Raw genomic sequence first — 25,399 nt, forward strand, 5'->3', positions numbered from 1 at the left:
GGGCCGGCCGGGTGTTAGAGTGTGTTCCACGCTCACGGAAGAGCCCCCCGCACGGGGCGAAGGTTGCACCGGAGGCACCACGTGTCCGCCCGTCCGACCGTTCTCCTGGCCGAGTCCGACCCCGCCGTTTACCGCACCGTGTCGGCCCTGCTCCGCCGGCAGGGGTACGCGGTCGAACACGCCCGCACCGCCGCCGAGGCCGAGGGCCGGCTCCGCGAAGCGCTGCCCGACCTGCTGGTGGCCGAGTTCCTGATGCCCGGCGGCTGCGGCGTCCGCGTCGCCGAGCTGGCCAAGGCGCTGTCCGACGACCGGGTGCCCGTGGTGATGCTGAGCGCGCTGGCGGCCGGCGCCCACCTCGACTTCGCGCGGGCGGCCGGGGCCGACGAGGTGCTGGCGAAGCCGTTTCAGGCGTCGGACCTGCTGGCGGCGGTCGGCCGGCTGTGCCCGGTGCCGCGGGCCGTCGTACAATTCGCGGAAGCGGTGTAGCGCCGCGTCGGCAACGTAGTAGGCACACTCCGTGTGCCGTTGTCCGGCACAGCGACGGCACACGGAGTGTGCCTACTACGTTGAAGCCGCTGTCTGGAGCCGCCCGTGAGTCTGCACGACGACCTGAAAGCCCGCGTCAACGCCGCCGTGAAGGCCGGCGACGCCGCGACCCGCGACACCCTCCGGACCGTGCTCGGCGAGGCGCAGATGGAAGCCCTCCGCCGCAAGGCCGAGGTGTCGGACGAGGTCGTGCTCGGCGTCGTCAAGAAGGGCGTGGCCGGGCTGAAGGAGACCATCCCGCTGGCCAAGAAGGCCGGCCGCGACACCGCGGCGCAGGAGACGGAACTGGCGTTGCTGGAGGGGTTGCTTCCCAAGGCGTGGGACCGGGCGGCGATCACCGCGGCGCTGGAGGCGGTGCGGGACGAGCTGCGGGCGGCGAAGAACGACGGGCAGGCGATGGGCGTGGCGATGAAGGCGCTGAAGGCGGCCGGGGCCGTCACCACGCCGGACGACGTGAAGGCGGTGGTGGCGGCGGCCCGCGCCTGAGGCACCACCCGAAACGCGAACGCCCGGGGGAATCACCCCGGGCGTTCGCGTTGATGCGGGTTTCACCTTACCGCCAGCGGACGGCAAAAGTGGCGTTGCCGGTCATCACCAGCTCGCGCTCCGCGAAGCCGTGGGCCTCCAGGCAGTCGAGCAGGTCTTCGGCCGCGCTCAGGTCGTCCACGCAGGTCAGCTGCCACTCGGCCGGGCGGGTCGCGTAGCGGTCGTCGGCCACGGTATCGCTGGCGGCGTCAGACAGCCCGACCACCGTGTCTTGCGACGCCAGCGCCGGGTGAACACCGGAGCGGGTGGCGACGATGCCGGCGACCGTGAGGCCGGCGGCGGCGAAGACCAGTGCGGTGATGGCCATGTCGGCCTTCCTCTCGGGGTCGCTCGGTGCTGATTGTAATCCCTAGAACACGTCCCGCCGGGCGTGCGCCGAAAAACCGGAATAATTCCACCCGATCGGCGGACGGGCGACTGGGTTCAGGGCGGGGCGAAACCGAGCGGCTCGTTCCTGACACGACTGGCATCGGACGGCCGCGCCGGCCGGGGCGAACAAAGGGAAGCGAAAATGACTTGCTGTGTCCCCCCGGCACGAAGCCGGGGGGGTCGTTTCCGTCGGTCCGGCTGAGCCTATTCTACCGCGCCGCGTCGCGGGCGATCAACTCGTTGACCCGGGCCGCCAGCGCCGTCGGGTCGGCGACCTTCGATCCCTCGGCGATGACCGCCTGCTCGTGGAAGAGCCGGGCGTAGACCGCGACTCGCGGGTCGTCGGCGGACTTGGAATGCAGTTCCCGTGCCGCCTGAACCGCCGGGTGGTCGGGGTTCAGCTCCAGGACGCGCTTCCCCTTCCCCTCGCCGCGGCCCATCCGCTCCATGAGCCGCTCCATGTGCGCGCTCGTGCCGTGCTCCTCGGCCACGAGCACCGCGGCGCTCTCCGTCAGCCGCTTCGTCAGCCGCACGTCGGCGGTCTCGGGGAGCGTCGCCTTGAAGGCGGCTACCAGCGGCGCGAACTGCTCTTTCACGTCGGCGGGGATGTCGTCCGCCGTCGGGGCCGCGCCGCGGTCGGCCGCGTGGAGTTTCTTCCCCTTGTACTCGCCGAGCTGCGGCAGGGCGAACTCGTCGATCGGGTCGGACAGCAGCAGCACGTCCTGCCCCTTCGCCCGGAACGCCTCCAGGTACGGCGACCGCCGCAGCGGCTCGACGTCCTCGCCGATGAGGTAGAAGATGTCCGTCTGCCCCTCGGGCATCTTCTCGACGTACTCGGCGAGCGTGGTCAGTTGCCCGGCCGGCGTGTTGGCGCTCTCGAACAGGAGCAGGTCGGCGATCTTCTCGCGGTTCATGAAGTCGCGGGTGAGCCCCTCCTTGAGCACCGGCCCGAGCCCGGCGTAGAACTCGCGGTACTTCTCGAACTCGACGTTTTTCATGCCGGCGAGGGCGTCCAGCACGTTCTTCACGACGCTCTTCTGGATCGTCGTCAGGATCGGGTTCTGCTGCAAAATCTCGCGGCTGACGTTGAGCGGCAGGTCGGCCGAGTCCACCACGCCCTTCACGAACCGCAGGTAGAACGGCAGCACCTCCTCGCAGCGTTCCATGATGAGGACGCGCTGCACGTACAGCCGCAGGCCGGCCTTCGGCTCCTCCCAGTCGAAGCTGAACGGCTTCTTGGCCGGCACGAAGCACAGCACCTTGAACTCGGTGTTTCCCTCGGCGGCGTAGTGGATCGTCGTCAGCGGCGGGTCGCTGTCGTGGCTGATCTGCTTGTAGAACTCGGCGTACTCGTCCGGCTTCACCTCCGCCTTGTTCCGCAGCCAGACCGCCTTGCGGCTGTTCAGCGTCTCCTCGGTCGTGGTCTTCTCGCCGTCCTTCTCCGTCACCTCGTCCATGACGACGGGGTGTTCGATGAAGTCGGAGAACTTGCGGACCAGCGAGCGGAGCTTCCACGGGTCGAGGAACTCGGCGGCGTCCTCCTTCAGGTGGAGGATCACGTCGGTGCCGCGGCCCGGCTTCTCGACCGCCTCCACGGTGAAGGCGCCCTGCCCGTCGGACACCCACTTCGTGCCGTCGGCCGGCGTGCCCGGGCCGCGGGTGACGACGGTGACCGTGTCGGCGACCATGAACGCGGAGTAGAAGCCGACGCCGAACTGGCCGATGAGCCCGGGGCCGGCGCCCTGGGCGCTGGCCTTCGCGGCTTCGAGGAAGGCGCGGGTGCCGCTCTGGGCGACGGTGCCGAGGTGGTCGATGACCTCCTGTCGGGTCATACCGATGCCGTTGTCCGAGATGGTGAGCGTCTTCGCCTCCTTGTCGGGGGCGATCTTGATCTTCCAGTCGGTGTTCCCTTCGAGCTTGTCGGCGTTGGCGAGGGCGTCGAAGCGGACCTTGTTGACCGCGTCGGAGGCGTTCGAGATCAGTTCGCGGAGGAAGATCTCGCGGTCGGAGTAGAGCGAGTGCGTGATGAGGCGGAGGAGCTGTTTGAGCTCGGCCTTGAACTCCAGCGTCTCGGCGGGCATGGGAGTGGTACTCCTCAGACAGATTGGCCACGAGAAGGCACAAAAAAGCACAAAAAAGGAAGACGGAACAGAACCTGACCTCGGTCTTGGCTCGGTCTTACTTTTTGTGTCTTTTTGTGCCTTTTCGTGGCCAATCTCCGGGTTCGGGTTTGTGTCGTTAGCTTATGACGGGAACGCGACTCGGAACACCGTCCGGCCGCCCTCGCGGCCCCACGTCAGGGCCGCGCCGTGGGCGTCGGCGGCACGCTTCGCCACGGCCAGGCCCAGGCCGATCCCCTCGGGCTTGCCCGTCACGAACGGCTCGAACAGTTTGGCCGCCAAGTCCGCCGGCGGCCCCGCGCCGCTGTCGCTCACCACGACCACGCCGGCGGCGAGTGACACCGCCACGTCACCGCCCGGCCCGGCGGCGTCGGCGGCGTTGTCGATGAGGTTGCCGAACAGGTGGGCGAGCTGCGCGGGGTCGCCGGCGAAGGCGTGCGGCGGCGGCGGGTCGAAGTGGAGCGTGATGCCGGCGTGCTGGCAGCGGGGGCGGGCCAGCTCGACGGCCTGCGCCAGCAGTTCCGCGAGGTCGCACGGGCGGGGGTCGAACGGCGGCGGCTTCCCGGCGGTGAGGAACTGCCGCAGGTTCGCCTCGATGCGGGCCAGTTGCCGCAGCGCCACCCGTAACGGCTCCGGGTCGGCGGCCGGGTTCTCCGTCAGGAACAGCTCGATGGACAGCTTCGCCCCCGCGGCCGCGTTGCGGAGCTGGTGCGCCAGGCCGCCGGCGAACTGACCCAGCACGCGGAGCCGCTCGGCGCGGGCCAGGGCGTCGCGGTACTCGGCGAGCTGCCCGGCCATCGCGTTCACTGCCCGGTACAGGTCGGCGACCTCGTCGGCGGGGCCGGGCACGGGCACCGGCGTGAAGTCGCCGCCCGCGATGCGGCGGGTGTGGCCGTCGAGGGTGTGCAACCGGCGCACGAGGCCCGTTCCCAGCGCCAGCGCCAGCGCCACGGCGACGAGCCCGCCGGCACCGCCGAGCACGATCAGCGGCCGGGCGGCGGCCTGCACGGCGGTGCGGCGGCGCTCCTCGGGCAGCAGGATGTACAGCTCACCGCGCGACGGCCCGGGGTCGGCCAGCCGGCGGCTCAGTGGCAACCGCAGGCACCGGTACTCGACGCCGCCGACGAGGACCGGCGGGCCGAGGTGGTCGTCCTCGTCGCGCGGCGCGGGAGGCACGTCGGCCGGGGGCGGCGTGGCGGGGTCGGCGAGCGTGCCGACGGGTGCGGCGCCGGGCCGGTCGAGGATGAACTCGGCGCCGCTGAAGCCCTTCATCAGGTGCAGCACGCGCTCGGAGAGGGGGTAGCCGGGCGGCTCGGTGACGGTGGTGGCGACGGCCCACAGCTGCGCCGCGAGTTGGCGTTCCGCGGCGCGGGCGGCGCCGGCGGCGGCCCACGCGGTCGCGGCCACGTCGCCGGCCAGGAGCAGCGTCAGCGGCAGCAGTAGACGGTAGCGGAGGGACAGCCGCATGGGGTATGGTGGGCTTCGGCTCAGGGGCTCCGCCGCTCGCGGCTTGGCGGCGTGTACGCCGCCAAGCCGCGAGCGGCGGAGCCCCTGAGCCCCGGAGCAACAGATGCGCTACGCCCTCTCCATCCTATGCGGCCTCGCCGCCGGCACGCCCGCCCTCGCGCAGCAGCGGCCGAACGTGCTCCTCGTCATCACCGACGACCAGGGCTTCGGCGACCTCGGCGCCCACGGCAACCCCGTCGTCCGCACCCCCAACCTCGACGCCTTCACGAAGCAGTCCGCGTGGCTGAAGAACTTCCACGTCTCGCCGGTGTGCTCGCCCACACGCGCGGCGCTCCTGAGCGGCCAGTACAACTACCGCACCGGCGTCGTGGACACGTTCATCGGCCGGTCGCTGATGCGGCCGGACGTCACGATCCTGCCGCAACTGCTCGCCGGCGCCGGCTACCGCACCGGGCTGTTCGGCAAGTGGCACCTCGGCGACAACTACCCGCTCCGCCCCGAGGACCGCGGCTTCCAGGACACGCTCTGGTCCCGCGGCGGCGGCCTGGCCCAGCCCAGCGACCACCCCGACAGCACCTTCGCCACCGCCTACTTCGACCCGTTCCTCACCCGGAACGGCAAGGAGGAACGCACCAAGGGCTACTGCACCGACGTGTTCACCGACGCGGCCGTGCGCTTCGTGGGGGCGAAGTCGGAGCGGCCGTTCTTCGCCTACGTGGCGTACAACGCGCCGCACGGCCCGTACCAGGTGCCGCCGGCGCTCGTCGCGCCGTACCGCGGCCGCGACCTGAGCGCCACCGGCTTCCCGCAGATCGGCCAGCCGTGGGCCGGGAAGAAGGACAACGCCGAGGACATCGCCCGCGCCTACGCCATGATCGAGAACGTCGACACGAACTTCGCCCGGCTGCTGAAGGCGATCGAGGACGCGGGCCAGGCGCAGAACACAATCGTGATTTTCTTGACGGACAACGGCCCCGGCGACACGCGGTTCAACGCCGGCCTGCGCAACCGTAAGGGCACCGTCTACGAGGGCGGCACCCGTGTGCCGTGCTACGTACGCTGGCCGGGCCGCGTCACCCCCGGCCACGTCGTCGAGACGCCGCTGGCACACGTCGACATCGTGCCGACGCTGATCGACGCCTGCGCCGTGCCGCTGCCGGACATCAAGCTGCCGCTCGACGGCGTCAGTGCGCTCGGCCTCCTGACGGGGCGTAACGTGGACCTGCCGGCGCGGACGCTGTTCGTGCAGTGGCACCGCGGCGACGTGCCGGAGCGGTACCGGGCGTTTGCGGCGCGCGGGCCGCGCTTCAAGTTGGTGCAAGCCAACGGCGTCGCCCCGGACGCGAAGTGGACGCCGCGCTACGAGCTGTTCGACATCCCCGCCGACCCGTTCGAGCAGCGCGACCTGGCGGCCGAGAAGCCGGACGAGGTGGCACGGCTGAAGGCCGCCTACGACGCCTGGTTCACCGACGTGACGAAGCGCGGCTTCGACCCGGCGCGGATCGTGGTCGGCAGCGAGAAGGAGAACCCGGTGCGGCTGAGCCGGCAGGACTGGCGCGGCTCGAAGGCCGGCTGGGCCGCGGATAGCGTCGGGCACTGGGAGGTACGGGTGGAACGTCCCGGCCGGTACCGGCTCGGGGTGCGGGCGGCGCGGCCGTTCACGGCCTGTGCCGGGGCGGTCGGTGGCCGGCGGGTCGAGCTGCGGTCCGCAGACCCCCTGGCGGTGATGACCACGACGATCGAGTTGCCCGCCGGCGACGCCCGCGTCGAATTGACCCTCGGCGACGGGGACGGCGCGACCCGCCGCGGGCCGACCTACGTGGAGCTCGAATTCTTGGGTCCGGTCCCGAAGTGAAATTGCCGCTTGCGGCTTCGCGCTTCCCGGCGCGAAGCCGCAACCGTTCAGGCTACTTGGCCAGCGGCTTCCACTCCACCTTCTTGAACGTCACCACGGTGCCCGGGTCGTGCCCCTGCAGGGCGAAGCGGCCCTTCGTGTGGGTGTTGTTCGGGTCGGTGAAGTCCACCGTCTTCTTGCCGTTCACGAAGATCTGGATGTGCGCCCCCTCGGCCACCACCTCCTGCACGAACCACTCGTCCGGCCCGTGCGGGGCCTTGTTCATCACGGTGATGTCCTTCTTGAACTGCGTCAGCTTGGTGCGGCCGTCCGGGTACAGGCTGCCGGTGCGGATCGGGTCGCCGCCGGTGGCGTTGATCTGCGCCTCGTAGCCCGGCGGGAACCCGGGGGCGAGCGTGGCCCGCGAGTACTGGCCGCTGTTCCCCTTGTCGTTGATCTTCGCCTCCACCCGGTAGCGGAAGTCGGTGAAGTCGTCCTTCACGGTGAACAGGTGGCTGTGCGGGCCGCTGCCGATCAGCAGCCCGTCCTTGACCTGCCACAGCGGGATGAGCTTGCCGTCCTTCGCCTCGCCGCTGAACCCGACGACGGCGCCGCCCGCGTCCTTCACGGGCACCACCGACTGGTAGGCGCCGGGATTCGGGTTCGGGTGAGTAATCCAGCCCGTGAGGGTCCGGCCGTTGAACAGCGGCATCCAGCCGTCGGAGCTCTTGGAGTCTTGGGCGTGGCTACTGCCGGCGAGGAAGCCCAGGCAGATTGCGCCGGAAAGGCAGACGGGGCGGAACAGGGGTTGCATGGCAGTCGCTCCGGATGCAGGGGGAGGAGGGCCGGCGTCCGGCCGCCGGGTGATGCTACCCGGCCCGGCGCGCGTCGGCCAGAGCCCGCCCGACCGGCCTGTACAACCTGACCGGCGCGGCGGAATAATTCCCCCCAAACTGCTCAGATTGCGTTGTCGTCGCGGGTGACGACGGGTAACTTGACGCCGATGCGGCAGGATAGGGGCTCTGGGCGGACCGCCCGGCCACGCCCGCCCCGCCCGGCGAACCGAACGGACGCACCCCGCACCTGGTTTCACACCGTTGTTCCGGAGACTCGTAATGACGACTCGTCGCCTGTTCGGGCTGGGGGCTGCGGCCGCCGCGGCCGCGCTGCTGGTTCTGGCCCAGGACGCCTCGGCGTTCGGCAAGCGGAAGCGGGGCTGCGACGCCCCCAGCTGCGAGCCGGCCTGCGCCACCCCGTGCGCCACCGCCGTGACCTACGTCGACCAGAAGGTCACCTGCTACAAGACCGAGTGGAAGACGAAGAAGGTCGAGATGGACGTGGTGGAGAACAAGTGGGTGGACCAGAAGTACAAGTACACCGTCTGCGAGGCCGTCAGCACGAAGGAGAAGGTCAAGGTCACCGAGTTCGTGGCGAGCCAGCAGAAGTACACGTACATGGTCAACGAGATCGTGGCGGTCAAGGAGAAGGTCAAGGTCTGCGAGATGGTCGCGTCCAAGCAGGCCTTCAAGTACACGGTCAACGAAATCGTGGCGGTCAAGGAGAAGGTCAAGGTCGCCGAGACGAAGTGGACGGTGCAGGATCAGAAGTACACGTGCCACGAGCCGGTGTACACGAAGTCGACGGTGATGAAGACGGTGTGCGAGACGGTGTGCGTGCCGACCCAGGTCGCCTGCGCCCCGGCCGCCGCCCCGAGCTGCGACACCGGCCGTAAGGGTCTGTTCAGCCGGCTGTGCAAGAAGCCGTCGTGCGACCCGTGCCCGACCGCCTGCGCCGCCCCGTGTGCCGACGCCTGCGCCACCCCGTGCATGAAGACGGTGATGGTCCGCCAGGTCGTCACCAAGCAGGTCCCGGTCGAAGTGACCACCTGCTCGATGGTGGCGAAGGAGGGCACCCGCAAGGTGAACGTCCCGACCACGACGTGGGTCGAGAAGGAAGTCACCGTGAGCAAGTGCGTCCCGGTCGAGAAGGCGGGCGAGCGGATCGTCCACACCCCGACGTGGGTCGAGAAGGAAGTCACCGTGAGCAAGTGCGTCCCGGTGAGCAAGGAGGGCACGCGCACGGTGATGGTGCCGACGCAGGTCGAGCGCGAAGTCACCGTCACCCGGATGGTCCCGGTCGAGAAGGAAGGCACCCGCAAGGTGTGCGTCCCGACGACGACCAAGAAGACGGTCGACGTGTCGTACTGCGAGCGCGTCGCCTACGTGACGACGATCAAGGTGCCGGTCGCGGCCCCGTGCGCCCCGGCCCCGGTCTGCTGCCACTAAGCGGCACGGCCTGAGCAAACGCGGCCGGCCCCGGGTTTCCCCCGGGGCCGGTTCGTTTTTCCCACCGCGAACGTGTTCTACGCTTCGGCATGAACTTGCGCCGCCTCCTGTCCGCCGCCGGCGTCGCGCTGGCCGCCGTGCTGCTGGTCGGGCAAGTGCGCCAGCTACTCGCCGACCCATCCGTCTGGCCGCCGGACGACTTCGTCGAGTACTGGGCCGCCGCCCGCCTGACGCTGACCGGCGGCAACCCCTACGACGCCGAACAACTCCTGCCGCTGCAAGTCGCCGCCGGCCGGGCCACCGACGAAGCCGTCATGATGTGGAACCCGCCCTGGGCGCTGTCGGCCGTGCTGCCACTCGGGCTCCTGCCGGCGCGCGAGGCGCAACTGCTGTGGCTCGCCGTGAACCTCGTCGCGGCCGGGTGGTGCGGCGACCGCCTGTGGCTCCGCTTCGGCGGCGACCCGGCGCGCCGCTGGGCCGGCTGGGCGGCGGCGCTGGCGTTCGTGCCGACGCTGTTCGCCCTGCAATCGGGCCAGATCGGGCCGCTACTGCTGCTCGGGGCCGTGCTGTTCCTCGAAGCCGAGCGCCGCGGCTGGTACGCACTCGCCGGCGCGGCGACGGTGCTGCTCGCGATCAAGCCGCACCTCGCGTACCTCGTGTGGCTCGCCATCGGCGTGCTGTGGCTGACGCGGCGCGACCGGGCGTCCACGCGCATGCTGCTCGGCGGGGCGCTCGCCGGCGGGCTGGCGACGGCAGTGCCGCTGGTGTTCGCGCCGCACGTGTTGACGCAGTACGGCGACGCGATGGGGAACCGGCCGCCGGAGCAGTGGGTGTCGCCGACGCTGGGCACGGTGCTGCGACTGGTGTTCGGCGAGGGGCGGTTCGGGTTGCAGTTCGTGCCGGTGGCGGCGGGGCTGGCCTGGTTCGCGTGGCACTGGCGGCGCGCCGGGCGGACGTGGGACTGGGCCGAGCAACTGCCGCTGCTGCTGCTGGTGTCGTTCGTGACGGCCCCGTATGGGGCGTGGCCGTTCGACCTCGTGCTGCTGCTGCCGGCGGTGGTTCGACTCCTGGCCGGCGGGGCGCCGCGGCCGGTGCTCGCCGGACTCCTGGCGGTGAACGCGGCCTGTCTGGCGATGAACCTGATGCAGACTGGCTCGTTCCCGTTCTTGTGGGTCGCACCGGCGCTGTTGGGGGTGTACGTCGTGGGCGTGAACTCCCGGCGAGCCCCGGGCATCAGCCCGGGGATTCCCCGGGGTGTCGGGGCGACGGCATGACGCGCCGCGTCGGCCCCGGGGCCGTGGCCTTCGTCGCCCTGTTCGTACTGCTCCTGGCCGCCGGCCGCAGCAGCTTCTTCCGCGACCCCGGCACGTTCTGGCACGTCACCACCGGCGACCGCATCCTCGCCGACGGCTTCCTCCGCGCCGACCCGTACACGTTCACCTTCGGCGGCACGTGGTGGGTGCCGTACCAGTGGCTCGGCGAGGTGGCGATGGCGCTGGCCCACCGGTGCGGCGGGTTCGACCTGCTTCTCGTCGGCGCGTGCGCGATGCTCGCCGGCACGTTCGCGGTGCTGTACGCCCGGCTGCACGGCACGGGGTTGAACCCGGCCGCGGCCGGCGTTGTGCTGCTGATCGGCCTTGCGGCGGCGGCGTCGCACTTCCACGTCCGCCCGCACCTCGCCACCATCGCCGGGATGACCGGCACCATGCTTCTGCTCGTGGCGGTCGACGGCGGCCGCGCGCCGGTGCGGCGGCTATTGTGGCTCGTGCCGGCGTTCGTGCTCTGGACCAACGTCCACGGCGGCGTCCTGGCCGGCATGGGGACGGTGGGGTTGACCGTCGCCGGCTGGCTGACACTCGCGGTGATCGGCCGCGGGCCGCTCCGGTCCCGCCGGGACGCGGTTCTGGCCTGCGCCGCCGCCGCGGGCTGCGTCCTGAGCGCGCTCGTGAACCCGTACGGGCTCGACCTGCTGAAGACGTGGCACGTCATCATGGGCGAGCCGGCGCTGAAGGCGATCGTGCAGGAGCACAGCGCCCTCGACCCCGCCGCGCCGTACGCGTGGCCGGTGTTCGCACTCGCGGCGGTGTACCTCGCCGTGCTCGCGGGTGTGCACCGCGGCGAACTCCGTGTGTCGTGGTTCCTGCCGGCGGTGTGGTTCGTCCTCACCCTGGACCGCGTCCGCCACGCCCCGCTGTTCGCGGTCGCGGGGCTGGTCGTGGTCGCGGCGGCGTGGCCGCACACGCGCTGGGCCGCGTGGCTGGCGGAACACCGGCCCGACGTGTACCGGCCGCGCGACGGCGGCACCGGCTTCTGGCGGAACGTGTGGCTCCCGGCCGTGCTGGTGATCGCGGTGGCGCTGGTGCCGATCCGATGGGCGCGGCTCGACCCGGCGCACTGGCCGGTGGAGCTGCTGCCGGAGTTGCGCGAATTCGAGCCGCGGTCGCCGGCCGACCCGCACCGCATATTCAACGGCTACATCGACGGCGGGTTCGTGATCTACCACGCCCCCGGCTACAAGGTGTTCGTGGACGACCGCTGCGAGGTGTTCGGCGGCGACTGGCTGCTGGCGTTCGTCCGCGCCGATTCGGAGGGCACCGCCGACGCGATGGCCGGCTGGGAGGAACGGTACGGCCGGTTCGACTTCGCGCTGGTGCGTGCGGGCACCGGCTTCGAGGCGTACGTCCGCACGGCGCCGGGCTGGGAGTTGGTGAAGCGCACGGACGTGGCGAGCTTCTACCGGCGGCGGTAGCAGTAACGGTTCGGCAGCCGCTTGCGGCGTAGACGCCGCTACGCCGCTACGCCGCTACGCCGCTACGCCGCTACGCCGCAAGCGGCACAGCAGCGAGCGTCAGTAGATGAGGTTCCGCAGCCGGCCGCGGTAGTCGTCGGCCTCGGGGCTGCGCGGCCCGATGGCGTTGAAGATGCGCACCATCAGTTCCCGCACCGGGCCGCGGCCCAGCGCCGAATCCAGCTCGGCGGCGGCGATCAGTTCGTCCATCGCCGGCACGTACTCGCCGCGGGCCGCCAGCACCGTCGCCAGCGGGACGCGACTCGCCGCGTCGTCCGGCTTCACGCCCGCCCGAGCCGCGGCCAGGTCCGCGTCGGCGTGCGGCGGCTCGCGGAGCGCGATCACGGCCCGCAGCCGGTCCGCCTCGGCGAGTTCGTCGCCGCTATCGACCGGGGCCAGCAGGTTCGTCGCCTCCGCCTCGCCGCCGGGCTTCGTGAGCAGCAGCCGGGCCAGGGCGACGCGGGCGGCGGGGTCGTCGGGGTTCGCCGCGAACCGCTCGCGGTAGGTGAACAGCGCCGCGGCCGGGTCGCGGGCCTCGGCCTCGCGCGGGTCTTCGGCCGGCACAGCGTTCGGCAGCAACTTCTCGACGAACTGCCGCACCTGGGCTTCGGGCAGGGCGCCCGTGAACTGATCGACGAGCTGGCCGTCCTTGATGGCGAAGACGGCCGGGATGCCGTTCACACCGAACGCCCCGGGGAGTTCCTGCTCCTCGTCGGTGTTCACCTTGGCGAGGACGAACGCCCCGCCCTTCTCGGCGGCGAGGCTCTCCAGGACGGGGCCGAGCGCCCGGCACGGCCCGCACCACGGCGCCCAGAAGTCCACGACGACCGGCACCTCGCGGGACTTGTCCATCACCTCCTGCTGGAAGGTGTCGGCCGTCACCTCGACCACCCACGCGGACGCCGCCATGACCCACCTCCCGGTTGAAGGGGTGTTATAGCGGCCGGCCCGGTCACTCCGCGGCGAAGTCCCACAGCCCGAGCCGCGTCTGGGCGCCGTTCGGCTCTAGCACCGCGAGCACCGGCCGCGACGGGTGGAACGCCAGCGCCGTCACCCGGCCGGGCCACGAGCGGATCACCTTTCCCGTCGTCGTGTCCCAGACCGCGAACCGCGGCTCGCCGGCCTTGAGCTCCGTCGGCGGCAGTCCCGGGAACCCGCCCTTGCGGGGGGGTAGTTCACGCTTCTCGAACCGGACATACGACGCCGCGAGGAGCCGGCCGTCGCCCGAGAACGCAGCGGTCATCCGGGTGGCGTCGACCAGGTCCACGCCCTCCAGGGCCGGGAGTAGCTTCTCGGCCGTCGGGGCGACCAGGACCAGCTTGCTGACCCCGCAGCCGAAGAGCACCCGCCCGCCGTCCCGCGAGGCGACCAACAGCGGGTCGGTGCCGGAGTTCTCGACCTGCTCGATGTCGCTCCCCACATACCAGCGGTTCTCAGTGCCGACGGTCAGTCTGGCGACGGAGGGGTTCGGCCCATCGACTTTCATGCTGACCACCTGTTTGCCGTCGGCGGTGAGTCGGACTGCGCGGAACGGGCCGCCGCTAACCCCGCCGAGGGACTCGATCGTCTTTCCGGTTTCGGTACTCACTCGGCGGATTTCCGCCTCGCGGATGTTCCGGTCGTCGCGGCGGGTCATGACCAGCGTCGTGTAGCTCTTGCCGTCCGCGGCGAAGGCGAAGTCGTCGGTCTGCTCGTTGTCGAGCGGGAAGCGCTTCGGGGACGGCACGAGCGACAGCGCCGGCCCGGCCGGGCCGGCGCCACCTTCGGCGCCCTCCGGCTCGACCGGAGGGCCGCCGAGAAGCCCGCCTGGGCCGGGCCGGCCGATGTTGCCGAACACGTAGAACGACGCCAGGTGCCGGCCGCTCACCAGCCCTTGCTCGCGGCGCACCAGCAGCAGTTCCTTGCCGTCCGGCGTGAAGCCGGCAAACCGCTCCGGGTCGTGCCCGTTCGTCGTGCCGTAGACGTGCGGCCCCTTCGGCCCCGCGAAGTCGATGACCATCAGCGCCTCACCCGTCCACTCGCCGCCGGGTGCCGCCACAGCTCCCGGGCCGGGCTCCGGAGGGAAGGTGACGACGAAGCGGTCGCCGGCCGGGCTCCACACCACGCGCCGGCCGTTCCGCACCGGCAGGTCGAGCGCCTCCTGCAACCGCGGGGCGCCGACCGCAGCGGCCTTCGCCTTCGGCCCCTTCGCCTCGGCCGGCGGTTGCTGCGGCTCCTCGGCCGCGGCAACCACCGAAGGCGCCGGATTCGGGACGGCCGCGGGGTTCGGCCCCGAGCCGGCGATCACGACCCCGGCGACGAGCGACAGCGCCAGCACGCCGCCGAGTAAGACGGTTCTCACGGGAAATCCTCCGGCCGCGAGGCGGAGCACGGACGCCGGCACGGCCGCCCCGGCCGCCCACGCCGCCACCACCCCACAGGTGTGTTGAACCAACGCTTCGGGGACCGCCGCCCTGCCCTCCGCCACCACCGCCGGCACGCCCACCGCCGACAGCGCCACGCCGCGGCGGGTGAGTCGCTCGGCCAGCTTCTTCCGCCCGTTCGCCAGCCGGCTGGACAGCGTCCCCTCGGGAACGCCCAGCGCCCGCGCCGCCTCCGCGCGGCTGGCCCCTTGCAGGTCGCACAGCACGATCGGTTCGCGGTAGTGCGCCGGCAGCGCGGCGAGCTCCTCGTGCAGCGCCGGGCCGATGTCGGCGGGCGGCGCAACGTCCGGGGCGGCGGGGTCCGGCGGGTCCACGGCCTGCACCTCCCGCACGCGCCGCCGGGCGGCGGCGCGCCTGGCGCGGCTCGCCACCTTCGCGGCCACGCCATAGAGCCAGTTGCCGAGCCGGCCGGGGTCGCGGAGCCCGCCAGCCTTCCGGGCGAGCACCAGGAACACGGCCTGGAAGGCGTCCTCGGCGTCCTGCGGGTGGCCGCACACGCGGCGGCACACGGCCAGAACGAGCGGCCCGTGCCGGCGGACGAGGGCGGCGAACGCGGCCGGGTCGCGGTCGGCGGCGAACCGGGCCAGGAGCGGCCCGTCGTCGGGGTCGGGCGGGGCCAGCCGCCGCAGCAACTGGCCCGGTCGGGTCGCGGACATCGGCCCCTCCACCCCGTACTCCCCGGCCGACCCGGGGCGCGTCGCGCGTCAGTGTACCAGCCCGCGAACGGATCCAACCCGTTGCGGCCGGTCGAGTTTGTTGGTTTAATCAGACTTAGCCCCGACTCGCACCCTCCCCCGCCCCGGAGCCCCGTCATGAGCGTGTTCGACCGTCGTGAGTTCCTCGACCGCGCCGCCATCCTGTCAGCCGCCGCCGCTGCCCTCGGTGGCACCGCCGCCGCGCAGGACGCGCCTCGCTCCGCCGCCGCCGCCACGGCCCGCGGGGCCAGCGACAAGCTGCGCGTCGCCGTCGTCGGCGTCCGCGGCCGCGGCATGAGCCACGTGTCCGGGTTCCTCGGCAAGAACAACTGCGAGATCACCACCGTCTGCGACTGCGACGAGGCCGTCATCGGCAACGCCATGCGGTCGATCGAGAAGGTCCAGGGCCGCGCCCCGACCTACGTGAAGGACATCCGCCGCGTCGTCGAAGACCGCAACGTCGACATCGTGAGCATCGCCACGCCGAACCACTGGCACGCGCTGATGGCGATCTGGGCCATGCAGAACGGCAAGGACGTGTACTGCGAGAAGCCGGCGACGCACAACGTGAAGGAAGGCGCGCTGATGACCGCGGCGGCCCGGAAGTACGGCCGCATCTGCCAGGTCGGCACGCAGAGCCGCAGCAACCCCGGGATGCGGCAGTCGATCGAGGCGGTGCAGACGAAGATCGGCACCGTCGACCTGGCGATCGGCCTGTGCTACAAGAACCGCCCGAGCATCGGGAAGGTGGACGGCCCGCAGGCGCCGCCGGCGACGATGGACTACGACCTGTGGTGCGGCCCGGCCCCGGCCGACGCGCCGCGGCGGAAGACCGGCAACGGCACCGTCCACTACGACTGGCACTGGGTCTGGAACTACGGCAACGGCGACCTCGGCAACCAGGGCGTGCACGAGATGGACAAGGCCCGCTGGGGCCTCCGCAAGGGGATGCCGAACAGCGTGTGCGCGGTCGGCGGTCGGTTCGGCTACACCGACGACGGCCAGACGCCGAACACCCAGGTCTGCCTGTTCGACTACGGCGAGTCGAAGATGGTGTTCGAGGTCCGCGGGATGAAGAGCCCGGCGTTCAAGGGCGCGGGCATCGGCAACATCTGGGTCGGCAGCACCGGCATGGTGGTGTGCCCGAACTACGCCGGCGGCATCCAGTACGACAAGGACGGCCGCGAGGTGGCCCGGTTCAACGGCGGCGGCGACCAGTTGCACTTCGACAACTTCGTGAAGGCCGTCCGCAGCCGGCGGGTGGCGGACCTGAACTGCGACATCGCCGAGGGCCACATCTCGGCGGCGCTGTGCCACCTGGCGAACATCAGCTACCGGCTGGGGAACGAGGCCCCGATCGGCGACGTGGCCGGGTTCGCCGGCTCGCCGGCCGCGGCCGACGCCCTGACGCGGATGCGCGAGCACCTGCGCGAGCACAAGGTGGACCCGATGACGGTCGCGGGCCGGGCCGGGCCGAAGCTGACGTTCGACCCGGCGACGGAGCGGTTCACCGGCGCCCGCGCGGCCGAGGCGAACGCGATGCTGTTCCGCGAGTACCGCCGCGGGTTCGAGGTCCGCGAGTCGGTGTGAGTTTTCCGCCGCTTGCGGCTCCGCGGCGTGCCGCGCGAAGCCGCAAGCGGCGGCTGATCTTCGCACCAAGTTGTGACACCGATGCCCGAAAAACACGAGCCGCTGCCGCCGCTCACCGACGCCAAGCGACAGGAGTTGGCCCGCCGGCTGGCGGACGCCGACGCCAACCCCGGCGACGTCGTCCCGTGGGAAGTGGTGGAGGCTGCGGCACGCGCGCGGTTCGACGGCTCGGGGCTTCCGTAGGTCGGGTCGAGTCTTCGAGGCCCGACGTGGGGTGCCGGAGGCCGCATGGGATTCGTGGTAGCCTGCCCGTGCGGCCGCAGTGTCGATGTTACGTCCGGCGACGCAGGCACAACCGTCGGCTGTCAGTGCGGCCGGCCGGTAGCAGTTCCGACGCTCGGCGAGCTCCGGCGATCCGTCCCACCGCCCCCGGTCGTGCCGCCGAAGTGGGAGTGCCCGCGGTGCAACTCCACTGCGGTCGTCCGGCTCCCGCCGAGCGCGATCACACCTCACCCGGGCTACAAATGCCGTGGCTGCGGGGCGAAACTCCGGGCATGTGGCATGGGAGTGGTATACGGCATCATCCTGGTTCTCGGTGCCGTGTTGTTCGCGTTCTTCGCCAGCGGGGACCGACCCCCGTTGAAAGCGCTCGGAATCGCCGCTCTCTGTTCGGTGTTCTCCGCGATCCAGCTGTTCCGGCCGGTTCCGCGCCGACACGCTACCCAAGCCGAGTCGGAATCCGTCGGGCTAGAATAACATGACCTTCCTCGCCGGCACTGCCATGACCCCGCGCCTCCCGCTCACCCGCCGGTCCGCCCTCCGCCTGGCGGCCGCCGGCGGCGTCGCCGGGTTCCTCGGCTGGGCCGGCCACGACGCCCCGGCGCAGGTCGATCCGCGCGCCCCAGACGCCGCCGGCAACGACTTCGTAACCCCCGAGGCGCAGGCCGCCATCGACCGCGGCCTCGGGTTCCTCGCGGGCGCGCAGCTCGACGACGGCTCCCTCGCGTCCGACCGCGTCGGCGGCGGCCGGGCCAGCGGCATCACCGCACTCGCCGGCCTCGCCCTCATGGCCGGCGGCCACCAGCCCGGCCGCGGCCGCTACGCCCGCACCGTGTCCCGAATCGTCGACTACCTGCTCGGCTGCGCGTCCGGCGCCACCCCCGGGTTCGTCGTGTCGCCCGACGCCCAGCGCGGGTTCCGCGGCGGCCAGAACCAGGAGGCCATGTACTCGCACGGGTTCGCCTGCCTGTTCCTCAGCGAGGTGTCCGGGATGCTGCCCGACCCCGCCCGGCAGCGGCAGGTGAAGGCCGCACTCGAGCAGGCCGTGGCGTTCACCGTGCGGGCGCAGAACAAGGAGGGCGGGTGGCGGTACGAGCCGCAGCCGCAGCAGGCCGACGTGTCCGTCACGGTGGCCCAGATGATGGCCCTGCGGGCGGCCCGCAACGCCGGCCTGTTCGTCCGCAAGAGCGTGGTGGACGCCGGCGTCGACTTCCTGAAGGGGTGCCAGCAGCCGGACGGCGGGTTCGGCTACACCCGCAGCCAGATGCCGTACTCGATGTTCGCCCGCAGCGCCGCCAGCCTCGTGGGGCTGTTCAGCGCCGGCCAGTACTCCGGCCCGCCGATCGAGCGCGGGCTGCGGTACGTCATGCAGTTCCTGCCGAGCAAGCGGTTCTCCTTCCGCGAGATCCCCGCCCACCACTACTACTACGGGCACTACTACGCCGCGCTGGCGATGTGGACGGCCGGCGGCGAGCACTGGGCGCAGTGGTTCCCCGCGGCGCGGGAGGAGTTGCTCGGCCGGGTCCGCGGCGCCGGCGGCGTGTGGTCGGACGACCACTACGGCCCCGCCTACGCCACGGCCATGAGCCTGATCGTGCTGCAGTTGCCGAACAACTACCTTCCCATCTTGCAGAAGTAGAATGGGGACAGCGGGGCCGGTGGTTGCCGATCCCGCACCCCGATCTTCCTGGTACCGTCATCCCGCTCTCCCCGAGTCGAACGGTCCCAAATGCACCCGCTCATTCTGTCCGCCGCGCGCACCCCGGTCGGGAAGTTCCTCGGCGGCCTCGCCGAGCTCCCGGCCCCGAAGCTCGGCGCGCTCGCCGTCGCGGAAGCCGTCCGCCGCGCCGCCGTCGCCCCGCAACAGGTCGAAGAAGTGATCCTCGGCACCGTCGTGCAGGCGGGCCAGGGGCAGGCGCCGGCGCGGCAGGCGGCGCTCGGCGCGGGGCTGCCCGACACCGTCCCGGCCGTCACCGTCAACAAGGTGTGCGGGTCCGGGCTGAAGGCCGTGATGCTCGCCGCGCAGGCGATCAAGGCCGGCGACGCGAGCGTCGTCGTGGCCGGCGGCATGGAGTGCATGAGCCGCGCGCCGTACCTCCTGCCGGGCGCCCGCACCGGCTTCAAGTACGGCGACCAGCCCGCCGTCGATTCGCTCGTCCGCGACGGCCTGTGGTGCCCGTTCGAGAACCGCGCCATGGGCGACGCCGCCGAGTACACCGCCGCGACGTGCGGCGTCTCCCGCGCCGACCAGGACCGCTTCGCGGCGCAGAGCCACCGCCGCGCCGCGGCCGCGTGGGAGCGCGGCGACTTCGCCGCCGAGGTCGTGCCGGTCACGGTGCCGGGCCGCACGCCGGTGGTGGTGTCGAAGGACGAGGGGATCCGCGCCGACACGACGGCCGAGGGACTCGCGAGGCTGAAGCCGGCGTTCCAGAAGGACGGCACGGTGACGGCCGGGAACGCCTCACAATTGTCCGACGGCGCCGCGGCGCTGGTGGTGGCGTCGCCCGCGGCGGCCGAGCGGATCGGCACGGCGCCGCTGGCGCGAATCCTCGCCTACGCCACGAGTGGGGTGGCGCCGAAGGACATCTTCGTGGCCCCGGTGTCGGCCGTCCGGCTGGTGCTGGAGAAGGCGGGGCTGAAGCCCGGCGACATCGACCTGTTCGAGTTGAACGAGGCGTTCGCGGCGCAGATGCTGGCGTGCGGCGGCCACTTGGGGCTGGACGAGTCGAGGGTGAACGTGAACGGCGGGGCGATCGCGCTCGGGCACCCGATCGGCGCCAGCGGGGCGCGGGTACTGACGACGCTGGTGTACGCCCTGCGCGCCCGCGGCGGCCGGTACGGGCTGGCAAGTCTGTGCCTGGGCGGCGGCAACGCCGTGGCGATGGTCGTGGAGCGGGTGTAGCATGGCACGGCAGAAGACCCCGGGAGGCGCCATGATCCGGCCGCCGCGCGCGCAGCCGCGCAACGACTACCCCACCTCGGACGGCAAGCCCATGGCCGAAACCGACTTGCACCGCGACCTGATGGCGGAGGTGATTCAGACGCTGAAGTGGTGGTTCCGCGACCGCGCCGACGTGTACGTTTCTGGCAACCTGTTGGTCTATTACGAGAAGGGGAACAAGCGCATCCACGTCGCGCCGGACGCCTTCGTCGTCCCCGGCATCGGCAACCACCTTCGCGAGAACTACCTGCTCTGGCAGGAGGGCCGGGGGCTCGACTTCGTGGTCGAACTCACCTCGAAGACGACGATGATGGAGGACATCGAGACGAAGTACAACCTGTACGTCGAGAAACTGGCGGTGAAGGAGTACGTGCTGTTCGACCCGCGGGAGGAGTACCTGACGCCGTCGTTCCAGATGTACCGCCGGTTCGGCGCCGGCTTCCGCCACGTGAAGCCGACCACCGGCCGGTTCACGAGCCGGGTGCTCGGCCTGGGGTTGGAGCGCCACGGGACGAGCCTGCGCTTCCGCGACCCGGCGACGGGCGAGTTGCTGCCGACGCCGACCGAACGGGCGGACGCGGAATCGCACCGGGCGAGCGCGGAGGCTGTGCGGGCCGACACCGCGGAAGCGGAGATCGCCCGTCTGAAGCGCGAACTGGCCAGGCTCAGGGGCGAGCGGAACGGCGGCGGGGGGTAGAAACGAGCACGCCGGCCGAGCGGCCGGCGAGAGCGGGATAGGGGAGTCGAACCCCTCTCACAGCCTTGGGAAGGCTGGGCACAACCGATATACCAATCCCGCAACACTCCCGATTCTAACAACCCGCCGCGGCCCGGCAAGGCGCTTTTGTCGCACCGATGACCCCACCCCTGCCCCCCGACCGCACCACCCTGCCGCTGCTCCGCGCGGCCGCGCTCGTGGGGCTCGCCCTCACCGCCTGGCCGGCCTTCGCCGCCGACCCGCCGCGCTGGGCGTGGCTCGCCGCCTTCGCCGCCGGCGTCGCCGTCACGTTCGTGTACCGCCACCCGTTCCAAACCCTCGGCTACGTCCCGTACGGGCTCACGCTCGGCGCCGGCGCGGCTGTCGTCGCCCGATTCTGGGGCTGGGGCGACGTCGGCGCCGGGTTCGCCGGCTTCGGCCTCGGGCTCGCCGCGGGGGCGTTCCTGGAGCCGCGCCCGGCCGCCCGGCTCGCCGACGTGCCGGGGTGGGTGGTCGGCCTCGGCTACTGGCTGGCGGCACTGCTGGGCGTGCTGCCGGTCGTCGCGGTGCGGGCCGGGTGGGCCGACGCCGACCGGCTCCGCGGGACGTTCACCCTCGGCGCCGTCGTCGCACTCCTCCCGGCAGCCGCGCTCGCGTGGGCGCGGCTGGTGCGGCCGCTGGTCGAGCTGACGGTCGTTCCGCTGCTGGCGCTGTCGTACCGCATTCGCGTCACCGGCCCGGGGCTGGCCGACTTCCCGCGCACGGGCGCGTGCGTCGTCATCGCCAACCACGCCTGCTGGTTCGACCCGGTGTTCCTCGGCCGGGTGCTGCCGCGGCCGATCACGCCGATGATGACGAGCGAGTTCTACGACCTGCCGGGCATCCGCTGGCTGATGGTCCACGTGTTCGGCACCATCCGCGTGCCCGAGAAGCAGATGAAGAAGGAGACGCCGGCCGAGATCGTCGAGGCGATCGCGGCGCTGGACCGCGGCGACTGTCTGGTACTGTTCCCCGAGGGCTACCTGCGGCGGACCGACGACCGGCCGATGAGGCGGTTCGGCCGCGGCATCTGGCACATCCTCGCCGCCCGGCCGGACGTGCCGGTGTACGCCTGCTGGATCGAGGGGGCGTGGGGCAGCTTCACGTCGTACCGCGGCGGCCGGCCGACGAAGAACAAGCGGCCCGACGTTCTCCGCCCGATCGCCGTGGGCGTGCCGCTGCCGGAGACGATCCCTGCGGCGGAGTTGGAGACGCACCTGACGACCCGGTTGGGGCTGATGAACCGCGTGGCCGCGTCGCGGCTGCTGCTCGGGCTACCGCCGCTGCCGGAGTACGAGGTGCCCGAGCGCGGCGACGACAAGGACGAGGGGTGACCCACCAACCTGTCGTGACGAGTGATGGAAACGTCTTGCTACTTCTGTCGGGCGCCTCGACCGCGGGGCGCCGCCCGGTGTCACTGCGGGTACGAGTACGCCCCGTCGCCGCGCCCCGGCCCCCACGCCCCCACCGACCCCGAGTTCGTCCACGACGGGATGCCGACGATTCACCCTGGCAGTCTTTTCGACGCCTTGATGCTGCTCGTCATGACCGGAATTAACGCGACCTCCGTGGCCGTGGTCGGGATGGCCGCCTTGATCACCGCCGTAGCCGTGGCCGGGTTAGAGGTCGGTGGGGGCTGGATCGCCTTGACGTTCGGCGCAGCGACAATCGGGTGCGATTTGCTGAGCCGTCGGATGCTCCGCGCTTCACTCTGGGACACCACGCGCGGGAGTGAAATGCTCAAGGTGCCGGCATGGAACATCGGTGCACTCATCTTCGTCGTCGCGGGCGCGATCCTGATAATTGATTAATGCGAGCGTCACGGCCCGTCGTAGAACCACACCTCGACCGCCTCCCCCGCTGCCATCTCCTCCCGCGCCGCCGGCACCAGCGCGAACCCGTCCGCGACAACCGCGCCGCTCAGGTTCGACGCCCCGCCCCCGAGCGGCACCGCGCCGCCACCCTCGACACGCACACGCACGTAATCCACCCGCCCCACCGCGGACGCCACCGCCGCCGCGAGCGGCAGCACCGCCGACCGGTACGGCAGCGCTACCGGCCGGCCGCCGAGCCGACGCACCGCCCGGCCGGCGAACAGGTCGTAGGCGCACAGGCACGACACCGGGTTCCCCGGCAGCAGAAACACCGCCCGCCCGCCGACGAAGCCCACGCCGGTCGGACCGGCCGGCTTCACGCCGATGCCGTGAACGGCCAGTTCGCCCACATCGGCGAGCGCCCGCGGGGCGTGGTCCTCGGTGCCGACCGACGTACCGCCGGTCACCAGGATCACGTCTGCGGTCGCATCCCGAAGCGCGGCGTGGGTCGTGTCGAAGTCGTCGGGCAGGTAGCGCGTCGGCTCGCAGTCGCCGCCGTCGCGCGCCACCAGCGCCGCGAGCATGGGCGAGTTGCTGTCCACGATGCGTGAGCCGTCCGGCGTCGAACCGGGCGGCAGGAGTTCGTCGCCGGTCGCCAGCACCGCGACCCGCGGCCGTCGCACGACATCAACGCGACTGACGCCGATCGACGCGAGGAGCCCCACGTCCTGCGGGCGAAGGACGCGGCCGGCCGGGAGCACTTCGCGGCCCGCGGCCACGTCCTCGCCGACCCGGCCGACGTGCTTGCCGGCCGGCACCGCCGACCGCGCCGTAATCGTGTCGCCGGCCGCGTCCGCCAGCTCGGCCATCAACACCGCTTCGGCGCCGGTCGGGAGCGCAGCACCGGTCGTCACCCGGACGCACTCGCCGTCGTGTACCACACCTGAAAACGGCCGACCGGGGTACGCCGCACCCACGAGGCGGCGCGGACCGGAGTCGGCGGCTCGGACCGCATAGCCGTCCATCATGCAGCGCGGGACGGCGGGCACGTCCACGGCCGAGGTGACGGCCGCGGCCAGCACGCGCCCCGCGGCGGCCGTCACGGTTACGACTCCTGACGAGAGGGGCGGAACGCGGGCGTCGAGAAGGGCGAGTACGTCGGCGACGGGGCTGCGAGCGGCGAACCCGGTCATGCGGACATCTCGGAACGGCAGCATGACGCACCCGGACGCGACAAGGCTCCACCAGGGGAACTGTAACGCCACACGGGAGCGACCGGCCAGACTTGCCGGGAATATCGGCCTGCCGGCGGGATCACAGGTGTGCCGATCCGTTCGTTCGGCTCCCTTTCCCACGTCCGAGGTGGCCCATGTCCTGCCACTGGCCGTTGTGTCTCCGCCGTTTCATCCCGGCCGCCGTCCTCGCGACCCTCGGCATCGCCGTCGCCGGCTGCGGGGACAGGTTCAAGATGGGTGCCCCGGCGGGAGACGCCCCCGCCGGCGCCGAGCGGAAGAGCGCCACCTCGCCCGAGGCCAAGGCCGGCGACCCGGCGAAGACCGGTGAAGCCTACGCCAGCATCGTCGAGAACCCGTTCCGGCTCGCGCAGGCTGCCCCGCTCAGCACGTTCTCCGCGGACGTGAACTCGGCCAGTTACAGCAACGTCCGCCGCTTCCTCACCAACGGCAGCCTGCCGCCGCGCGACGCCGTGTTCCTCGCCGAGCTGGTGAACTACTTCACCTACCGCTACCCGCAGCCGGCCGGTGACGCCCCGGTGTCACTGACGCTCGACCTGGCCCCGTGCCCGTGGAAGGCAGACCACCAGCTCGCCCGCGTCGGGGTGCGCGCGAAGTCGTTCGAGCCCGGCGAGGCGCCGCGGCGGAACCTCGTGTTCCTCGTGGACACGTCCGGCAGCATGAGCCCCGAGAACCGCCTGCCGCTCGTGAAGCAGTCGCTCGAGCTCCTCGTCCACCAGCTCCGCGACGACGACCAGGTGTCGGTCGTCACCTACGCCGGCGACTCGCGCGTCGCCCTGATGCCGACCCCGGGGAGCAAGAAGGACGCCATCCTGGCCGCGCTGCACGGGCTCCGCGCCGCCGGCGGCACGAACGGCGCCGGCGGCATCACCAAGGCCTACGAGCTGGCCCGCGCCAGCTTCGTCGGGGGCGGCACGAACCGCGTCGTCCTCTGCACCGACGGCGACTTCAACGTCGGCGTCGTCAGCCCGAGCGAGCTGGACCAGATGATCGAGCGCGAGCGGAACTCGCAGGTGTTCCTGACCGTCCTCGGCTTCGGCATGGGGAACCTGAAGAACGACCGGCTCGAAAGCTTGGCCCGCAAGGGGAACGGCCACTACGGCTACATCGACACGCTGGACGAGGCGCGGCGCGTCTTCGTGGAGCAGGGCGCGGCCCTGAGCGTGGTGGCGAAGGACGTGAAGTTCCAGGTGGAGTTCAACCCGGCGCGGGTGGCGGCGTACCGGCTCCTCGGCTACGAGAACCGCCTCCTCCGCGACGAGGACTTCAAGAACGACAAGGTGGACGCCGGCGACCTCGGCAGCGGCCACACGGTGACGGCGCTGTACGAGATCGTTCCCGTCGGCGTGTCGGTGGAGGTGCCGGGCGTGGACCCGCTGAAGTACCAGGCGCCGCCGCAGCCGGCCGGCCCGGCCGACGAGTGGCTGACGGTGCGGATGCGCTACAAGGCGCCGCTCGGCGAGACGAGCAAGGAACTGTCGGCGGCGCTGCGGGGGTCGGGCGGGCCGGCGGCCGAGGACTTCGCGTTCGCGGCGGCGGTGGCCGAGTGGGGGCTGGTGCTCCGGCAGTCGGAGTACCGCGGCGGGGCGAACGCGGCGGCGGCGCTGGCCCGCGCCGAGGCGGCGTGCGGGTACGACCCCGGCGGCCACCGGCACGCGTTCCTGGACCTGGTGCGGAAGACGATGGCGCTGGCCGCGAAGGAGTGACCCCGGG

21 protein-coding genes and 1 tRNA gene are annotated in these 25,399 nt (G+C 71.8%); 14 read left to right on the plus strand and 8 right to left on the minus strand.

Annotated elements, in window-relative coordinates; all coding sequences use genetic code 11:
• Positions 1–81: 81 nt before the first annotated feature.
• Together ETAA1_RS21740 and ETAA1_RS21745 are read left to right on the plus strand one after the other, a co-directional pair.
• A complete protein-coding gene (locus tag ETAA1_RS21740) occupies positions 82–486 on the plus strand; it encodes a response regulator (protein WP_202920318.1) in 405 nt (134 codons plus the stop codon).
• Positions 487–591: 105 nt separating this feature from the next.
• Entirely contained in the window at positions 592–1,032 is a 441-nt protein-coding gene (locus ETAA1_RS21745) for a GatB/YqeY domain-containing protein (protein ID WP_202920319.1), read from the plus strand.
• 67 nt (positions 1,033–1,099) lie between these two features.
• Here ETAA1_RS21745 and ETAA1_RS21750 read toward each other — a convergent pair whose 3' ends face one another.
• The 3 genes from ETAA1_RS21750 to ETAA1_RS21760 form a co-directional block, all read right to left on the minus strand.
• Positions 1,100–1,399 carry a hypothetical protein gene (locus ETAA1_RS21750; RefSeq protein ID WP_145242217.1) on the minus strand — a complete coding sequence of 100 codons (300 nt, stop codon included), beginning with the start codon at positions 1,397–1,399 and terminating at the stop codon, positions 1,100–1,102.
• A 271-nt stretch (positions 1,400–1,670) separates the two neighbouring features.
• Positions 1,671–3,542 carry a molecular chaperone HtpG gene (htpG, locus tag ETAA1_RS21755; protein ID WP_145242219.1) on the minus strand — a complete coding sequence of 624 codons (1,872 nt, stop codon included), beginning with the start codon at positions 3,540–3,542 and terminating at the stop codon, positions 1,671–1,673.
• 162 nt (positions 3,543–3,704) lie between these two features.
• Positions 3,705–5,048, minus strand: a complete 1,344-nt coding sequence (locus ETAA1_RS21760) for a sensor histidine kinase (protein ID WP_145242221.1) — start codon at positions 5,046–5,048, stop codon at positions 3,705–3,707.
• Between the two features lie 103 nt (positions 5,049–5,151).
• On the opposite strand from ETAA1_RS21760, the gene ETAA1_RS21765 reads away from it, so the two are divergent.
• Entirely contained in the window at positions 5,152–6,903 is a 1,752-nt protein-coding gene (locus tag ETAA1_RS21765; protein ID WP_145242223.1) for an arylsulfatase, read from the plus strand.
• Between the two features lie 52 nt (positions 6,904–6,955).
• Here ETAA1_RS21765 and ETAA1_RS21770 read toward each other — a convergent pair whose 3' ends face one another.
• A complete protein-coding gene (locus ETAA1_RS21770; protein ID WP_145242224.1) occupies positions 6,956–7,696 on the minus strand; it encodes a 3-keto-disaccharide hydrolase in 741 nt (246 codons plus the stop codon).
• A 301-nt stretch (positions 7,697–7,997) separates the two neighbouring features.
• On the opposite strand from ETAA1_RS21770, the gene ETAA1_RS21775 reads away from it, so the two are divergent.
• The 3 genes from ETAA1_RS21775 to ETAA1_RS21785 all read left to right on the plus strand — a co-directional run bounded on the left by ETAA1_RS21775 (position 7,998) and on the right by ETAA1_RS21785 (position 11,916).
• The gene (locus tag ETAA1_RS21775; protein ID WP_145242226.1) at positions 7,998–9,167 is read left to right on the plus strand and encodes a hypothetical protein; all 1,170 of its coding nucleotides are present in this window, start codon (positions 7,998–8,000) and stop codon (positions 9,165–9,167) included.
• 89 nt (positions 9,168–9,256) lie between these two features.
• Entirely contained in the window at positions 9,257–10,441 is a 1,185-nt protein-coding gene (locus ETAA1_RS21780) for a glycosyltransferase family 87 protein (protein WP_145242228.1), read from the plus strand.
• On the plus strand, positions 10,438–11,916 hold the full coding sequence (locus tag ETAA1_RS21785; RefSeq protein WP_145242230.1) for a hypothetical protein: 1,479 nt from the start codon (positions 10,438–10,440) through the stop codon (positions 11,914–11,916). The genes ETAA1_RS21780 and ETAA1_RS21785 overlap by 4 nt, the downstream gene beginning before the upstream one ends.
• A gap of 99 nt (positions 11,917–12,015) precedes the next feature.
• Here the strand turns inward: ETAA1_RS21785 and trxA are convergent, their stop codons facing one another.
• Both trxA and ETAA1_RS21795 read right to left on the minus strand, forming a co-directional pair.
• Positions 12,016–12,864 carry a thioredoxin gene (gene trxA / locus ETAA1_RS21790; RefSeq protein ID WP_145242232.1) on the minus strand — a complete coding sequence of 283 codons (849 nt, stop codon included), beginning with the start codon at positions 12,862–12,864 and terminating at the stop codon, positions 12,016–12,018.
• A 43-nt stretch (positions 12,865–12,907) separates the two neighbouring features.
• A complete protein-coding gene (locus tag ETAA1_RS21795) occupies positions 12,908–15,034 on the minus strand; it encodes an RNA polymerase sigma factor (protein ID WP_145242234.1) in 2,127 nt (708 codons plus the stop codon).
• A gap of 156 nt (positions 15,035–15,190) precedes the next feature.
• Here ETAA1_RS21795 and ETAA1_RS21800 point away from each other — a divergent pair, with 156 nt between their 5' ends.
• The 5 genes from ETAA1_RS21800 to ETAA1_RS21820 all read left to right on the plus strand — a co-directional run bounded on the left by ETAA1_RS21800 (position 15,191) and on the right by ETAA1_RS21820 (position 20,580).
• Positions 15,191–16,663, plus strand: a complete 1,473-nt coding sequence (locus tag ETAA1_RS21800; RefSeq protein WP_145242236.1) for a Gfo/Idh/MocA family protein — start codon at positions 15,191–15,193, stop codon at positions 16,661–16,663.
• Between the two features lie 81 nt (positions 16,664–16,744).
• Positions 16,745–16,906, plus strand: coding sequence for an addiction module protein (locus tag ETAA1_RS21805; protein ID WP_145242238.1), 162 nt, complete (start codon positions 16,745–16,747; stop codon positions 16,904–16,906).
• Between the two features lie 514 nt (positions 16,907–17,420).
• Complete coding sequence (locus ETAA1_RS21810; protein ID WP_145242240.1) at positions 17,421–18,581, plus strand: prenyltransferase/squalene oxidase repeat-containing protein; 1,161 nt, start codon at positions 17,421–17,423, stop codon at positions 18,579–18,581.
• A gap of 90 nt (positions 18,582–18,671) precedes the next feature.
• Positions 18,672–19,844 carry an acetyl-CoA C-acetyltransferase gene (locus ETAA1_RS21815; RefSeq protein WP_145242242.1) on the plus strand — a complete coding sequence of 391 codons (1,173 nt, stop codon included), beginning with the start codon at positions 18,672–18,674 and terminating at the stop codon, positions 19,842–19,844.
• A 31-nt stretch (positions 19,845–19,875) separates the two neighbouring features.
• Complete coding sequence (locus tag ETAA1_RS21820) at positions 19,876–20,580, plus strand: Uma2 family endonuclease (RefSeq protein ID WP_145242244.1); 705 nt, start codon at positions 19,876–19,878, stop codon at positions 20,578–20,580.
• 31 nt (positions 20,581–20,611) lie between these two features.
• Here the strand turns inward: ETAA1_RS21820 and ETAA1_RS21825 are convergent.
• Positions 20,612–20,682, minus strand: a tRNA-Gly gene (locus ETAA1_RS21825).
• 56 nt (positions 20,683–20,738) lie between these two features.
• Between ETAA1_RS21825 and ETAA1_RS21830 the strand changes: the two genes are divergently transcribed.
• Both ETAA1_RS21830 and ETAA1_RS21835 read left to right on the plus strand, forming a co-directional pair.
• A complete protein-coding gene (locus ETAA1_RS21830) occupies positions 20,739–21,953 on the plus strand; it encodes a lysophospholipid acyltransferase family protein (protein ID WP_145242246.1) in 1,215 nt (404 codons plus the stop codon).
• A gap of 198 nt (positions 21,954–22,151) precedes the next feature.
• Positions 22,152–22,430, plus strand: coding sequence for a hypothetical protein (locus tag ETAA1_RS21835; protein WP_145242248.1), 279 nt, complete (start codon positions 22,152–22,154; stop codon positions 22,428–22,430).
• Between the two features lie 8 nt (positions 22,431–22,438).
• Here ETAA1_RS21835 and ETAA1_RS21840 read toward each other — a convergent pair whose 3' ends face one another.
• On the minus strand, positions 22,439–23,626 hold the full coding sequence (locus ETAA1_RS21840; RefSeq protein ID WP_145244736.1) for a molybdopterin molybdotransferase MoeA: 1,188 nt from the start codon (positions 23,624–23,626) through the stop codon (positions 22,439–22,441).
• A 176-nt stretch (positions 23,627–23,802) separates the two neighbouring features.
• On the opposite strand from ETAA1_RS21840, the gene ETAA1_RS21845 reads away from it, so the two are divergent.
• Positions 23,803–25,392 (plus strand): vWA domain-containing protein, encoded by a 1,590-nt coding sequence (locus tag ETAA1_RS21845; protein ID WP_145242250.1) that lies wholly within the window; start codon positions 23,803–23,805, stop codon positions 25,390–25,392.
• The last annotated feature ends 7 nt before the right edge of the window (positions 25,393–25,399 follow it).

The organism is Urbifossiella limnaea (genome assembly GCF_007747215.1).
GTDB classification, from domain to species: Bacteria; Planctomycetota; Planctomycetia; order Gemmatales; family Gemmataceae; genus Urbifossiella; species Urbifossiella limnaea.

Excerpts from the sequence above, each read along its gene's own strand:
- ETAA1_RS21760 (WP_145242221.1), bottom strand. The coding sequence starts at position 5,048 with ATGCGGCTGTCCCTCCGCTACCGTCTACTGCTGCCGCTGACGCTGCTC.
- ETAA1_RS21780 (WP_145242228.1), top strand. The coding sequence starts at position 9,257 with ATGAACTTGCGCCGCCTCCTGTCCGCCGCCGGCGTCGCGCTGGCCGCC.
- ETAA1_RS21835 (WP_145242248.1), top strand. The coding sequence starts at position 22,152 with ATGCTGCTCGTCATGACCGGAATTAACGCGACCTCCGTGGCCGTGGTC.
- trxA (WP_145242232.1), bottom strand. The coding sequence starts at position 12,864 with ATGGCGGCGTCCGCGTGGGTGGTCGAGGTGACGGCCGACACCTTCCAG.
- ETAA1_RS21805 (WP_145242238.1), top strand. The coding sequence starts at position 16,745 with ATGCCCGAAAAACACGAGCCGCTGCCGCCGCTCACCGACGCCAAGCGA.
- ETAA1_RS21820 (WP_145242244.1), top strand. The coding sequence starts at position 19,876 with ATGATCCGGCCGCCGCGCGCGCAGCCGCGCAACGACTACCCCACCTCG.
- ETAA1_RS21770 (WP_145242224.1), bottom strand. The coding sequence starts at position 7,696 with ATGCAACCCCTGTTCCGCCCCGTCTGCCTTTCCGGCGCAATCTGCCTG.
- ETAA1_RS21795 (WP_145242234.1), bottom strand. The coding sequence starts at position 15,034 with ATGTCCGCGACCCGACCGGGCCAGTTGCTGCGGCGGCTGGCCCCGCCC.
- htpG (WP_145242219.1), bottom strand. The coding sequence starts at position 3,542 with ATGCCCGCCGAGACGCTGGAGTTCAAGGCCGAGCTCAAACAGCTCCTC.
- ETAA1_RS21800 (WP_145242236.1), top strand. The coding sequence starts at position 15,191 with ATGAGCGTGTTCGACCGTCGTGAGTTCCTCGACCGCGCCGCCATCCTG.
- ETAA1_RS21750 (WP_145242217.1), bottom strand. The coding sequence starts at position 1,399 with ATGGCCATCACCGCACTGGTCTTCGCCGCCGCCGGCCTCACGGTCGCC.
- ETAA1_RS21815 (WP_145242242.1), top strand. The coding sequence starts at position 18,672 with ATGCACCCGCTCATTCTGTCCGCCGCGCGCACCCCGGTCGGGAAGTTC.
- ETAA1_RS21830 (WP_145242246.1), top strand. The coding sequence starts at position 20,739 with ATGACCCCACCCCTGCCCCCCGACCGCACCACCCTGCCGCTGCTCCGC.
- ETAA1_RS21840 (WP_145244736.1), bottom strand. The coding sequence starts at position 23,626 with ATGACCGGGTTCGCCGCTCGCAGCCCCGTCGCCGACGTACTCGCCCTT.
- ETAA1_RS21765 (WP_145242223.1), top strand. The coding sequence starts at position 5,152 with ATGCGCTACGCCCTCTCCATCCTATGCGGCCTCGCCGCCGGCACGCCC.
- ETAA1_RS21845 (WP_145242250.1), top strand. The coding sequence starts at position 23,803 with ATGTCCTGCCACTGGCCGTTGTGTCTCCGCCGTTTCATCCCGGCCGCC.
- ETAA1_RS21775 (WP_145242226.1), top strand. The coding sequence starts at position 7,998 with ATGACGACTCGTCGCCTGTTCGGGCTGGGGGCTGCGGCCGCCGCGGCC.
- ETAA1_RS21810 (WP_145242240.1), top strand. The coding sequence starts at position 17,421 with ATGACCTTCCTCGCCGGCACTGCCATGACCCCGCGCCTCCCGCTCACC.
- ETAA1_RS21785 (WP_145242230.1), top strand. The coding sequence starts at position 10,438 with ATGACGCGCCGCGTCGGCCCCGGGGCCGTGGCCTTCGTCGCCCTGTTC.